This window comes from Rhodopseudomonas palustris (assembly GCF_007005445.1).
Taxonomy (GTDB): domain Bacteria; phylum Pseudomonadota; class Alphaproteobacteria; order Rhizobiales; family Xanthobacteraceae; genus Rhodopseudomonas; species Rhodopseudomonas palustris_G.
In genome coordinates this window covers 936,823-949,520 of sequence record NZ_CP041387.1, presented here as the reverse complement: position 1 = coordinate 949,520, position 12,698 = coordinate 936,823, and the positions used below count along the sequence as shown (strand labels likewise).

10 protein-coding genes and 1 tRNA gene are annotated in these 12,698 nt (G+C 65.1%); 4 read left to right on the top strand and 7 right to left on the bottom strand.

The features are described from left to right. Window positions 1-260: 260 nt before the first annotated feature. Window positions 261-337, bottom strand: a tRNA-Met gene (locus FLL57_RS04350). A gap of 289 nt (window positions 338-626) precedes the next feature. Here FLL57_RS04350 and FLL57_RS04345 point away from each other — a divergent pair. Together FLL57_RS04345 and FLL57_RS04340 are read left to right on the top strand one after the other, a co-directional pair. Beyond that, complete coding sequence (locus tag FLL57_RS04345) at window positions 627-2,060, top strand: coniferyl aldehyde dehydrogenase (protein ID WP_047307158.1); 1,434 nt, start codon at window positions 627-629, stop codon at window positions 2,058-2,060. 127 nt (window positions 2,061-2,187) lie between these two features. Further along, complete coding sequence (locus FLL57_RS04340; protein ID WP_142882232.1) at window positions 2,188-3,798, top strand: GMC family oxidoreductase; 1,611 nt, start codon at window positions 2,188-2,190, stop codon at window positions 3,796-3,798. Between the two features lie 318 nt (window positions 3,799-4,116). Here the strand turns inward: FLL57_RS04340 and FLL57_RS04335 are convergent, their stop codons facing one another. Further along, on the bottom strand, window positions 4,117-4,878 hold the full coding sequence (locus FLL57_RS04335) for a glucose 1-dehydrogenase (protein WP_142882231.1): 762 nt from the start codon (window positions 4,876-4,878) through the stop codon (window positions 4,117-4,119). Between the two features lie 108 nt (window positions 4,879-4,986). On the opposite strand from FLL57_RS04335, the gene FLL57_RS04330 reads away from it, so the two are divergent. Then, window positions 4,987-5,769: an SDR family oxidoreductase gene (locus FLL57_RS04330; RefSeq protein ID WP_047309142.1), complete on the top strand. Its 783-nt coding sequence runs from the start codon at window positions 4,987-4,989 to the stop codon at window positions 5,767-5,769. A 54-nt stretch (window positions 5,770-5,823) separates the two neighbouring features. Here the strand turns inward: FLL57_RS04330 and FLL57_RS04325 are convergent, their stop codons facing one another. Continuing rightward, a complete protein-coding gene (locus FLL57_RS04325; protein WP_013503515.1) occupies window positions 5,824-6,450 on the bottom strand; it encodes a response regulator transcription factor in 627 nt (208 codons plus the stop codon). Window positions 6,451-6,875: 425 nt separating this feature from the next. Between FLL57_RS04325 and FLL57_RS04320 the strand changes: the two genes are divergently transcribed. Next, on the top strand, window positions 6,876-9,479 hold the full coding sequence (locus tag FLL57_RS04320) for a hybrid sensor histidine kinase/response regulator (RefSeq protein ID WP_142882230.1): 2,604 nt from the start codon (window positions 6,876-6,878) through the stop codon (window positions 9,477-9,479). On the opposite strand, the gene FLL57_RS04315 is transcribed toward FLL57_RS04320, so the two are convergent. The 4 genes from FLL57_RS04315 to FLL57_RS04300 form a co-directional block, all read right to left on the bottom strand. Further along, on the bottom strand, window positions 9,455-10,708 hold the full coding sequence (locus tag FLL57_RS04315) for an EAL domain-containing response regulator (RefSeq protein ID WP_235677208.1): 1,254 nt from the start codon (window positions 10,706-10,708) through the stop codon (window positions 9,455-9,457). The genes FLL57_RS04320 and FLL57_RS04315 overlap by 25 nt on opposite strands. A 257-nt stretch (window positions 10,709-10,965) precedes the next feature. Continuing rightward, window positions 10,966-11,280: a hypothetical protein gene (locus FLL57_RS04310; RefSeq protein WP_047309139.1), complete on the bottom strand. Its 315-nt coding sequence runs from the start codon at window positions 11,278-11,280 to the stop codon at window positions 10,966-10,968. Window positions 11,281-11,291: 11 nt separating this feature from the next. Next, complete coding sequence (locus FLL57_RS04305) at window positions 11,292-12,167, bottom strand: CheR family methyltransferase (protein ID WP_142882229.1); 876 nt, start codon at window positions 12,165-12,167, stop codon at window positions 11,292-11,294. Between the two features lie 51 nt (window positions 12,168-12,218). Further along, the gene (locus tag FLL57_RS04300; RefSeq protein WP_185966212.1) at window positions 12,219-12,689 is read right to left on the bottom strand and encodes a chemotaxis protein CheW; all 471 of its coding nucleotides are present in this window, start codon (window positions 12,687-12,689) and stop codon (window positions 12,219-12,221) included. Between the last annotated feature and the right edge of the window lie 9 nt (window positions 12,690-12,698).

The window sequence follows — 12,698 nt, the reverse complement described above, 5'->3', positions numbered from 1 at the left end:
CTGGTCCGATCCGCGGCGGGCGGTGCCGCCCCTTGGCCAATCCTGAATTCAGATAATATATTGATACGAATTATAAAAATTCGATCTTCGAGCGACTTTGGCCGATCTCTTGGCCGATCTTCAGTTTAGCTGTCGCGCAGGCTGCAAGATCGTCACGTGCCGCAGGCGCCACCCAATCCGTCTCGCCCCATCGCCTCAGCTACAAGACATGAAAAAGCCCGCACGCGGCGGGCTTTTTCACTGATCTGACGATCGAGATTTGGTTGCGGGGAGAGGATTTGAACCTCTGACCTTCAGGTTATGAGCCTGACGAGCTACCGGGCTGCTCCACCCCGCGTTAAACCTTTGCGCGGCTTTCAGAAAACCGATGACCATCAACGCCCAAAGGCGCTGATCGATCCTCCCGGAGGCTTCCTGAGAAGGTGCCCGGGGCGAATGCCCGGGGCGCGAGGGGTGTCTACCAACACCGGGGGGATTTGCAAAGCCCCAAGGGCGGATTTGGGCGAAGTTTTTCAAGATTATATGACGGACGGAACCGGGTGTGGTTGCCGGAACGCCCTTCCCCTGCGAGACTTCGGCAAAATCAGCCCATTCTCCAACCAAACGGGCATCGCAGGGAGCGGAAGATGGACCAGCCGGTCGGCGGTTTCGGGGGCAATGCGCTCCACGACAGCTTTCATCGCATGTTCGAAAGCTCGCGTGCCGAGCCGCCGCCGACGCTGGAGCAGCGCCTGGACCGGCTCGCCCGGCTGCGCACCTTGATCAAGGACAACGAAAGCCGATTCGAACAGGCGATCTCCGCCGATTTCGGCCACCGCAGCACCACCGAGACGCTGATCGCCGAGACGCTCAGCCTGCTCGGCGACATCAAGCACACCTCGCGGCATCTGAAGCGCTGGATGGCGCCGCGCAAGGTGTCGACCCAGCTCCAGTTCCTGCCCGGCAAGAACCGGCTGCTGCCGCAGCCGCTCGGCGTGGTCGGGGTGATTGCGCCGTGGAATTATCCGCTGCAGCTCACGATCGCTCCGGCGATCGGCGCGATCGCCGCCGGCAACCGGGTGATGATCAAGCCGAGCGAATTGTCGCCGCACTTCACCGCGCTGCTGCAGGAGACCGTCGCAGCCAAGTTCGACGCCAGCGAGATGGTGGTGACGGGAATCGAACCCGGCGTCGCCGAGGCGTTCGCCCGCCTCCCGTTCGATCATCTGATGTTCACCGGCTCGACCCGGGTCGGCCGCATCGTCGCCGCGGAAGCGGGCAAGAACCTCACCCCGGTCACGCTCGAACTCGGCGGCAAGTCGCCGACGATCGTCGACCGCTCGGCCGATCTCGACGAGGTGGCACCGCGGATCGCCTACGCCAAGCTGATGAACGCCGGCCAGACCTGCATCGCGCCCGACTACGTGCTGGCGCCGCAGGACCGGGTCGAAGCCCTCGCCGGAAAGATCTGGGGCGCGATGCAGCAGATGTGGGGCACCGATCCGGCGAATCCGGACTACACCTCGATCATCGCCGAGCATCACTACGCGCGGCTGAAAGGCCTGGTCGACGACGCCGTCGCGCACGGCGCGCGGCTGCTGCAGCCGGCCTCCGCGGGCGAGGCCGCCTGGGCGGGCCAGCGCAAATTCCCGCCGACCATCGTGCTCGGCGTCACCCCCGAGATGAAGATCATGCAGGAGGAGATCTTCGGCCCGCTGCTGCCGATCCTCGGCTATCGCGAGCCGACCGAGCCGATCGCCTTCGTCAACGGCCGCGACCGGCCGCTGGCGCTGTACTGGTTCGGTACCGACGACGCCGCCCGCGATGAGGTGCTGGCGCGGACCGTCTCGGGCGGCGTCACCATCAACGATTGCCTGGTGCATTTCGCCCAGGTGAACCAGCCGATGGGCGGCGTCGGCGCTTCGGGCACCGGCGCGTATCACGGCGAATGGGGCTTCAATACCTTCACCAAGATGAAGCCGATCTTCTACCGCTCGCCCTACAACCGCTTCGCGGATCTGTATCCGCCCTACGGCGGCAAGATCGCGCGGCTCTCGAAGCTGCTGCGCCTGATGTCTTAGCTGGTTCGACGCGTTTTCGTCACGCGAACCGGCGGCCACTTCGCGCGAAAACGCTCCGACGAGAAGACCCGCACGGCCGAAGAAGCCGGCGGCAACCAATAAAACAACATCGCGGAGGGAAACGCTCGTGAGCGAAACAGTGGACTTCGTCGTGGTCGGCGGCGGCTCGGGCGGTTGTGCCGTCGCCGGCCGGCTGTCGGAGGATGCCGGCACCTCGGTGGTGCTGCTCGAAGCCGGCGGCACCGCCGACAATTGGGTGGTGAAGACGCCCTACGCGCTGTCGCTGATGGTGCCGAGCAAGCTCAACAACTGGCATTTCGAGACGGTGCCGCAGCCCGGCCTCAACGGCCGGATCGGCTATCAGCCGCGCGGCAAGGGCCTCGGCGGCTCGTCGGCGATCAACGCCATGGTCTATATTCGCGGCCACAAATGGGACTACGACCATTGGGCCGAACTCGGCAATGTAGGCTGGTCCTATGCCGACGTGCTGCCCTATTTCAAGCGCTCGGAGAACAACACCGAGTTCAACGGTGCCTATCACGGCCAGAGTGGGCCGCTGCATGTCGACCGGCTGCGCACCGATAATCCGGTGCACGAGATCTTCCTGCAGGCGGCGCGCGAGGCGCAGTTCCGGATTCGCGATGACTTCAACGGCGAGGAACAGGAAGGGCTCGGTCCGTATCAGCTCACACAGCACAACGGCGAGCGCTGGAGCGCGGCGCGTGCTTACGTCCATCCGCACATCGCCACGCGCCGCAATCTGCGGGTCGAGACCGAGGCGCAGGCGACGCGGATTCTGGTCGAATGCGGCCGCGCGGTCGGCGTCGCCTATCGGCAGAACGATCAGATCCGCGAGATCCGCGCCCGCCGCGAAGTGATCCTCGCCTCCGGGGCGTTTCAATCGCCGCAGTTGTTGATGCTGTCCGGCATCGGCGACGCCGCTGCGCTGAAAACGCACGGCATCGACGTGGTGCACCATCTGCCGGGTGTCGGTCAGAACCTGCAGGATCACCCCGACTTCATCTTCGCCTATCAGTCCGATGCGCCGTATTTCACCGGCACCAGCTTCACCGGGATCGCGCGCCTATTGTCGACCATCGGTCAATATCGCCGCGAGGGGCGCGGGCCTTTGACCACCAACTTCGCCGAATGCGGCGGCTTCCTGAAGACCCGGCCCGACCTCGACGTGCCCGATATCCAGTTGCATTTCGGCATGGCGATGGTCGACGATCACGGCCGCAAGCGGCACTGGGGCACGGGGTTCTCTTGCCACTTCTGCCTGCTGCGGCCGAAAAGCCGCGGCAGCGTCGGGCTGAGCAGTTCCGATCCGTTGGCACCGCCGCAGATCGATCCGAATTTCCTCGGCGATCCGGCAGACATCGAAACCATGGTGGCCGGCTACAAGACCACGCAGCGGCTGATGCAGACGCCGGCGCTGCGCGCGCTGCAGCAGAAGGATCTGTTCACCGCGAACGTCCACACCGACGACGACATCCGCGCCATCCTGCGCGCCCGCGTCGACACTGTGTACCACCCGGTCGGCACCTGCAAGATGGGCGCGGACAATGATCCGGAGGCCGTGGTGGATTCACGGCTGCGGGTGAAGGGCGTCGGATCCTTGCGCATCGTCGACGCCTCGGTGATGCCCACCTTGATCGGCGGCAACACCAACGCGCCGACGATCATGATCGGCGAGAAAGCGGCGGATATGATCCGTGAGGAGATGCGGGCGCACTGACGCGCGCATCTACCCGGCTTTGTCATTCCGGGGCGCGCGCAGCGCGAACCCGGAATCCAGAAGTTGGTCCCCGCGGCGCCCGCGCGGATGAACTCCTCGAGATTCCGGGTTCGCTCGCCTTCGGCGAGCGCCCCGGAATGACGGATGGCGCCTGCCTACCGAGCGCACAGACCGTCAAATGCAGTGATGCGAATGCGCTCGCGATTAGGCATGGGTGAGAAACACTCATGCTTCCCATCGCGCCGCAGCGCGTATGGATTTGGGACCAGCGAGCTGCGCTCGCGTCCCGGAACAATGAACGAAGCATGGTGCCGATTGCTACCCCAGCAAGAATCCGCCATCCACCGTCACCACGCTGCCGGTCATGTAGCGCGAGGCGCTCGAGGCAAGCAGCAGGATGGCGCCGTCGAGGTCGGATTCGTGACCGACGCGGCGTTGCGGGATGCTCTTGACGAGCTTCTCGCCGGCGGGCGTCGACCACAGCTCGCGATTGATGTCGGTGTCGATGTAGCCTGGCGCCAGCGCGTTGACGCGGATGCGCGAGCTGGCGAGCTCCAGCGCCATCGCCTTGGTGGCCTGGATGATGCCGGCCTTCGAGATCGCGTAAGGCGAGACGAATTTCAGCACGCTCTGGCCGAGCACCGAAGCGATGTTGACGATGTTGCCGCCCTGCTGGCGTGCGATCATCCGGCGCGCCACTTCGGTCGCCAGGAAGTAAGCGCCCTTCAGATTGGCGTCGATCACCTTGTCCCAATCGGCCTCGGTCTGATCGACCGCAAGTTTCTCGGTGGCGACGCCGGCATTGTTGATCAGCACGGTGATCGGGCCGAGCGCGGCCTCGGCCTGATCGAGCGCGCTCGCCATCGAGCCGAGATCGGTGACGTCCATCCGCACCGCCACGGCGCGTCCGCCGCTGTCCCTGATCTCTTGTTCGAGGCTCTGCAGCTTGTCGGTCTGCCGCGCCGCCAGCGCGACCGCAGCGCCGCGCGCGGCGAGCACGCGGGCGAATTGTCGGCCCAGCCCCTGCGACGCACCGGTGACCAGAATGACTTCGTTGCTGACGTCGAACAATGGATCCATGCCGCGTTTCCCGTTGATGTGTTATGCGTGGCCTTCCCCTTACCATGCCGAAACGGCTTGGCTACAGTACCGCCCTCACCGACATCGCCATCCAAGCTGGAGTGAACCGTGGATCTCGGAATCAAAGGCCGCCGCGCGCTGGTGTGCGCATCGAGCAAGGGACTTGGCCGCGGCTGCGCTGCGGCGCTCGCCGCCGAAGGCGTCCATGTGACGATGACCGCACGCGGCGCCGAGGCGCTGGCGCTGGCTGCAGCCGAGCTGCGCAAGGCCTATCCGGATGTCGAGATCATCGACGTCGCCGGCGACATCACCACCCCGGAAGGCCGCGCCGCCGCGCTGAAGGCGTGCCCGGAGCCGGACATCCTGATCAACAATGCCGGTGGCCCGCCGCCGGGCGACTTCCGCGACTGGACCCGCGACGACTGGATCAAGGCGCTCGACGCCAACATGCTGACGCCGATCGAACTGATCAAGGCGACCGTCGACAAGATGATCGAGCGCAAGTTCGGCCGCATCGTCAACATCACCTCGGCGGCCGTGAAGGCGCCGATCGACGTGCTCGGCCTGTCCAACGGTGCACGCTCCGGCCTGACCGGATTCGTCGCCGGCCTGTCGCGCAAGACCGTCCGACACAACGTGACGATCAACGCGCTGCTGCCGGGACCGTTCGACACCGATCGGCTGCGCGGCGTCGCGGCCGGCCAGGCCAAGGCGACCGGCAAGCCGGCCGAGCAGATCCTGGAAGCGCGGAAGAACGAAAACCCGGCGGGACGGTTCGGGACATCGGAGGAATTCGGCGCAGCCTGCGCATTCCTGTGCAGCGTGCACGCCGGCTACATCACCGGCCAGAACCTGCTGCTCGACGGCGGTGCCTTCCCGGGAACGATGTAAGCGTCGCGGCGACGTATCAGCCGGCAGCGGCGACGCTGCCGGCGCATGGCCCGGCTATTTCTGGGCCGACATGACGATCCGCACCAGATCGGTCGCGTTGCGGGCGCCGAGCTTCTTCATGATGTTGGCGCGGTGATACTCGATGGTGCGCGGGCTGATGCCGAGGTGCCGGCCGGCTTCCTTGTTGGTGTTGCCCGAGGAGAACAGCTCCAGCACCTCGCGCTCGCGCAAGGTGAGCGGCTCCTTGCCCGGGAAATTGTAGGATGGCGCCTTGCTGCCCTGGCTGGCGTCGCGCCGCCGCGAGAACGCTTCGATCGCCTCCTCGACCCGCGACACGATCTCCTTGCCGCGGAATGGCTTCTCGATGAAATCCAGGGCGCCGTTCTTGATGGCGTTGACCGCCATCGCGATGTCGCCTTTGCCCGAAATCATGAAGATCGGCGCCGGGTAGTCCTCGGCGTGCAGCTCGGCCAGAATGTCGAGGCCGGACCGGCCGGGAATGTGAACGTCGAGCAGGATGCAGGCGGGGCTGCGATTGCGCGCCACGGCAAGCAACGATTCACCATCGGCGAAGCAGATCACCTGATAGCCCGCCGCCGACAGCACGATCGACAGTGTCTCGCGCACCGCCGGATCGTCATCGACGACGAAGACCTCTCCTCCAGACGACTGCCCGTTCATCGCACGACCTCCCGGTAAATATCTTGAATGGAACGCACGCCCGACCAAATCCCGTAATTTTACGGGGATCCAAGTTAACGCGAAGACAGCACCAAACCGTTATGATGATCTCAGAATACGCGAGGTCGCCGGTGTTATCTGCTTCCACCTTACTAAGTGCGCGCCCGTCTCACACGCCGCTCCCGTTTTCGCTCTCGGAACGATCCCCCGCGCGGGGTATCAGCCCGGCATCTCCATCTGGATCCACGAAGTTTCGCATTATCATTAGGAACCGGATTCGAGCAAGCAAGCGCTGGCGATGCGGCGGTGTCCGCGGGGATAACCTCGGCCCGGCGACCGCGATGCAACAGGCTGGCGACCGCGCCGCCGGCGTGCGACGCTCCTTCGCCCCACTCTCTCGTGGCTGATCCGGAGCCCAGCGTCCGATGCTTCCGTCGCCCCGCCCCAATCTAAAGCGTTCGCTGGTGGCCTTGCGCGTCACGACGGTGGCCCTGATCGCCACCATCGTCGGCACCAATTTGATCTTCCTCGGCAATCTGCGTGAAAGCACGCTGAGAACCGCAGAAACCAGTCTGGAGCGCTATACGCTGACGCTGGCGGAGGAAGCCGACCGGTCGTTCAAATCGGTCGACCTGCTGCTGTCGAGCATCCGCGACTACGTCGCACGCGCCGGCGTCACCGACAGCTCCTCGTATCGACGGCTGATGTCTCAGCAGAGCGCTCATTCGCTTCTCAGCGAGAAGATCACCGGCATGCCGCAGGTCGAAGCCGTGACTATGATCGACGAGGCCGGCAAGCTGATCAATTTCTCGCGCTATTGGCCGATCCCGGACGTCGACATCTCCGACCGCGATTACTTCAAAGCGCTCAGCGGCGACCCTTCCCTGGTGAGTTTCATCAGCGCGCCGGCCAGGAACCGCGGTTCCAGCACCTGGAACATCTATCTGGCGCATCGCCTGAACGAATCGAACGGCGGGTTCATCGGCCTGCTGCTCGGTGCGATCTCGGTGAAGTATTTCGAAAATTTCTTCGCCGCGACGTCGCCGGGGCCCGGAACCGAGATTTCCCTGGTGCGCTCCGACGGCGTGTTGCTGGTCAGCTATCCGCGATCCGACAAGATCGGCACCGTCGTGACCGAGGCCGGCCGCCTCGCGCTCGCGGCGGGCGCCCGCCACCGCGAGGCGGCGGTCGCGAACAAGCGGCTCGGCGCCACCCGGATGCTGCCGAACTATCCGATCGTGGTGCGGGTCACCCAGCCGGAAGAGACCGCGTTGCAGAGCTGGCAGGACATGGCGGCCCTGATGATCGCAATGTCGCTGATCAGCGCGCTGGTGATCATCACCGGCAGCGTCGCGATCGCGCGCTGGTGGGGCAAGCAGCATCTCTATGCCGAGGCCGCCGAAGCGGCGAGCGCCGCCAAATCCAGCTTCGTGGCGATGATGAGCCACGAGATCCGCACCCCGATGAACGCGGTGATCGGTCTCGCCACCAACCTGCTGGACACCCGCCTCGACGCCGAGCAGCGTCAGGCTGTGACCGGCATTCACGACGCCGGCGACAACCTGTTGCAGATCCTCGACGACATTCTCGACTTCTCCAAGCTGGAAGCCGGCCGGCTCAGCCTCGAGCCGATTCCGTTCGCCCCGCGTAGCGTCGTCGACAATACGCTGAGCGTGATCGGGCCGCGCGCCGTCGCCAAGGGTCTGACCGTCCGCCAGCAGACCCGCGGCGACATTCCCCAAGCGCTGACCGGCGACGCCGGCCGCATCCGGCAGGTGCTGCTCAATCTGATCTCCAACGCGGTGAAGTTCACGGCGGCCGGTGAGATCGTGATCACCACAGAATGCCTTTCGCAGGATTCGACCACAGCCAGGATGCGGTGGACCGTCACCGACACCGGCATCGGAATTGCCGCCGACAAGATCGACTCGCTGTTCAAGGATTTCGTCCAGGCCGACAGTTCGATCAGCCGGCGGTTCGGCGGATCGGGCCTCGGGCTCGCCATCAGCAAACGGCTGATCGAACAGATGGGCGGTCAGATCGGCGTCAGCTCTGCGCCGGGCCGCGGCTCGGAATTCCACTTCTCGCTGACGCTGCCGATCGCCGACGAAGTCGCACCGCCCGAGCAGGAAGACCAGGACGTCTATGCGCAATTCCGCGCCCGGATCGAGGCCGCTGGACGGCCGCTCCGAATCCTGGTGGTCGACGACAATCCGACCAACCGCGCGATCGCGGCGCAGATGCTCGGCGAATTCCGCGTCCAGACCAACACCGCCTGCGACGGCACCGAGGCGGTGACCGCCGCGACCCGGTTCAGCTACGACGTGGTGCTGATGGACGTGCGGATGCCGGAAATGGACGGGCTCGACGCCACCCGCGTGATCCGCGCCCAGGGCGGGCCGCTCGCCGCGGTGCCGATCATCGCCTTCACCGCCAACGCCTTCGCCGAGGATGCCGCCGCCTGCCGCGCTGCCGGCATGAACGATCACGTCGCCAAGCCGGTCCGCAAGAAGGCGCTGATCGATGCGATCCTGCGAGCGCTGCCGCCGCTTCCGGCCGGAGCTGCGATACCGTCACCCCGGCTCGTGCCGCCATCGGCGCAGAGCACCCCTCCCGTGGCGGAGCACCGGAGCGGACAGACCGAGGCGCCGCCGGACCGCGAGGGTGCTGGCCGGCTTTATGTCGGCCGCAAGGCGTTCGATCATCTGGTCGAGGAAATCGGACGAGACGCCACCCTGGCGGTGTTAACGGTGTTCGCGCGGGACACCGAAGCCCGCATCGCGCTGTTCGAGACCCTCGATATCGCCGCCGAGCGCCGCCGCATCGAACGCGAGGCGCATTCGCTGAAGAGCGCCGCGGCCACTTTCGGGCTCGACCGGCTATCTGCGCTGGCCCGCGAGCTGGAGCAGGCCGCTCCGCATCTGTCGCAGTCCGACTACGCGGCCCTGACCGGGCAGATCAAAGCCGCGTTCGCGGCGGCGCGGCACACACCGGCCGGCGACGATCACCCGGTCGAGCTGGCAGTCTGACGAGCGGCGGTTCGTGGCGCCGACGGGTGACGCGCCGTCCAGTCCCGATACCATTCGACGAAAGCATCCCGGCGCAGCGCCCGCGAGAATTCGAAGCCCTGGCCGATATCGCAGCCGAGCGCGTCGAGGGCCTGCCAGGTCGCGGCATCCTCGATGCCCTCCGCCACGACCTTCATGTTGTACTGATGCGCGATCGCCACCGAGGACGACACGATTTTCCACATGTCGGCGTCGGTCAGGCAGTCCTTGACGAACGAGCGATCGATCTTCAGCTCACTGAACGGCATTCGCGCCAGCGCCGACAAAGACGAATAGCCGGTGCCGAAATCGTCCATCGAAATGCCGATGCCCTTGAGGCGAAGCCGCAGCAGCACGTCCATGGCGCGACCGACATCGGCCATCGCGGTGGTCTCGGTGACTTCGATCATCAGCGAACGCGCCGGCACGCCGATCTCGACGAGCAGGCGCTCGACTTCCTCCGGAAGCGAGGTGTCGGACAGCAGGGACGCCGACAGATTCACCGCCACCACGAATTTCGGCTCGGTGTCGAGAAACGCGGCGGCGAACGCCATCGAGTCGCGCAGCATCCGCAGCGTCATCGCCCTGATCAACCCGCCCTGCTCGGCGAGCGGAATGAACAGATCCGGTCCGACCGGACCGAAGGCCGCACTGTCCCAGCGCGCCAACGCTTCGCAGCCGGTGACGTTGCCGGTCGCCAGGTCGATCTTCGGCTGAAAAGCGGCGTAGAACTCGCCGTTGTCGATGCCGCGACGGAGATCGTCAATCGTGATTTCAGATCCTCGCGTGTCGACCCGGCGCCGAGACGCGGCCGCCTCCGGCATCGCCGCCAGCGCGCCGCGCAGCAGCGCCAGATCGATCGGCTTCGGCAGCGACACGGTGTCGAGCATGCCGACCGCATGAGCCATCCGGACCGTGGCGCTGAGAATTCGCTCCTCGCAGCCACTGATTACGATGATACGTCGCGGCTTGACGTCGCTCGCGGCGATCAACCGCAACAGCTCGATACCGTCGTGATCGCCCAGCGACAGATCGATGGTGACGTAGTCGAACCGCCCGATCGCGAGCCGCTCGGCGGCTTGATGGTAGGACGAGGCGAAATGCGGACGGTAACCGAGCTTGGTACAGACTCCGCTGACGATCGCCCCCTGGACTGGATCGTCGTCGACGACGAGGACGTCGACCGCCGGACCTTGTTTGGCTGGATCCATCATTGCCGTGCCTACTTCGAGCTGATCGAACGCTTCGGTTCCGTGAGACGCAGCCGCAAGGCCGCTTGTCGTGAGCGCGTCTTCGTCGCGCACCGGCCGCGCCTTCTTCCCGAACCATGGGACCGCCCCAACCAGCACGCGAACCAAACCTATCACTCGACCGTTGAAAGAAGGGTTTGCAGGAGGTCCAATACGCGCGACGTCGAAGAATGAGTCAGCAGTCTCTTACCGAATTCGTCGCAATTTTCGCGGATGCGTCACGCCATGCGGTCGTCGCGGCTGGCCGGTTTGACGCTCTTGTTGCGGGTGCTGAGAAACCGGACGTCGATTTCCGATCCGTTGACTCGGATCAGTTCGCAGCGGCGATATGCGAGACCTGTCGACGACAGCAGGAGGAAGAACTCCTTGAGGTTCAATCCCTCGATAGATCCTTCGAGTTCGAGTTCGGCATCCACGGCGGACACCGCCTTGAGCACGCAATTGCGTCGCCAGGTGCCGTCGATGCCCATGATCCAGACGTTGTAGCCGCGTCCGAACGACACTCGCTCCGGTCCGCTGCTTTCGGACGCCACGGCGTTCTCCTCTATCGCCCGGTCAGGGCCCCGGCTTTCAATCCGCCGGCCGCGAAGCTCGGAGGCGCCGATGCGGCCGCGGTATTCGGCAGATACACGCCGCGTCGTTTCGGGCAGATCCGGTAGGAATCGGTGAGGCCGACCACGGTCTCGGCCGCACCGAGAAACAGGTAACCGTCCGGCTCGTTGACGCGCATCAGCCGGTTGAAGATGTCGGACTTGGTCGGCTGGTCGAAATAGATCAGCACGTTGCGGCAGAAGATCACGTCGAATTTGCCGAGCGCGGTGAAGTCCTGGAGCAGGTTGAACTGCCGAAACTGCACCATCGAGCGCACATCGGCATTGAGCTGCCACATCGTTCCGACCTGTTTGAAGTATTTCACCAGAAGCTGGATCGGCAGGCCGCGCTGAACCTCGAACTGGGTGTAGAGTCCCGCCTTGCACTTCTCCAGCACTTCCGGCGACAAATCGGTGGCGATGATCTCGATGCGCCAGCCGGCGAGTTCGGCGGCCTTCTCCTTGAGCAGCATCGCCAGCGAATACGGTTCCTGGCCGGTCGACGACGCCGCGCACCAGATCCGCAGCGATTTGCGACCTGCGCGCGCCTTGATCAGCTCGGGGATCACGCTGTCCTTGAAGTGATCGAACGGCGTCTTGTCGCGGAAGAAGAACGTCTCGTTGGTGGTCATCGCTTCGACCACGTCGTTGATCAACGAGTCCGATCCGGCCTTCATCTTCTGCACCAGATCGGTGATGCCCGGCACACCCGCCTTGCGGGCGAGCGGCAGCAACCGGCTCTCGAGCAGGTACTTTTTATCAGCCGACAACACCAGGCCGGAACGGTCCTTGAGCAGCTTCTGAAGGTACTCGTAATCGAGCGGTGTCATGCGTTCCTTCCCGGGGTTCTTCGAGGGCGATGATCTGGTCGGCGCGCTACGTCATGCAGCCATACGTTGGGTTGCGATTTCGAGTACTTTGTCGACGTCGAGGACGACCATGAGCTGTCCGTCGAGGCGGTGGACGCCGTTGGCGAAGGATGCCATGCGGGGATCGAGGTTGACCGGGTTGGTCTCGCGGCCCTCGTCGGGCAGGGTCAGCACTTCGCCGATGGAGTCGATCAGGAGGCCGTAGGATTCGCCGCGCAGGTCGACGCCCATCGCCATCGGCGGCTTGCCGTCCTGGTTCCTGGGCAGGCCGAGACGGGCCCGCATGTCGATCGCGGTGACGATCCGGCCGCGCAGGTTGAGCACGCCGGCGACGTCGTCCGGCGCCAGCGGCACCCGGGTCAGCCGTTCCGGCATGAACACGTCCTGCACCCGGCTGATCGGCAGCCCGAACAACTGCCCGCCGATCATCGCGGTGGCGAACTGGGTGGTGTTGCCGCTGATCGCGTCGATGGCGCGGGTCATCGCGGGGGT

What these genes read in the sequence shown, in the direction of transcription:
- FLL57_RS04320 (WP_142882230.1), top strand. Translation starts at nt 6,876, where the DNA reads ATGCTTCCGTCGCCCCGCCCCAATCTAAAGCGTTCGCTGGTGGCCTTG.
- FLL57_RS04335 (WP_142882231.1), bottom strand. Translation starts at nt 4,878, where the DNA reads ATGGATCCATTGTTCGACGTCAGCAACGAAGTCATTCTGGTCACCGGT.
- FLL57_RS04300 (WP_185966212.1), bottom strand. Translation starts at nt 12,689, where the DNA reads ATGACCCGCGCCATCGACGCGATCAGCGGCAACACCACCCAGTTCGCC.
- FLL57_RS04325 (WP_013503515.1), bottom strand. Translation starts at nt 6,450, where the DNA reads ATGAACGGGCAGTCGTCTGGAGGAGAGGTCTTCGTCGTCGATGACGAT.
- FLL57_RS04305 (WP_142882229.1), bottom strand. Translation starts at nt 12,167, where the DNA reads ATGACACCGCTCGATTACGAGTACCTTCAGAAGCTGCTCAAGGACCGT.
- FLL57_RS04345 (WP_047307158.1), top strand. Translation starts at nt 627, where the DNA reads ATGGACCAGCCGGTCGGCGGTTTCGGGGGCAATGCGCTCCACGACAGC.
- FLL57_RS04315 (WP_235677208.1), bottom strand. Translation starts at nt 10,708, where the DNA reads ATGGATCCAGCCAAACAAGGTCCGGCGGTCGACGTCCTCGTCGTCGAC.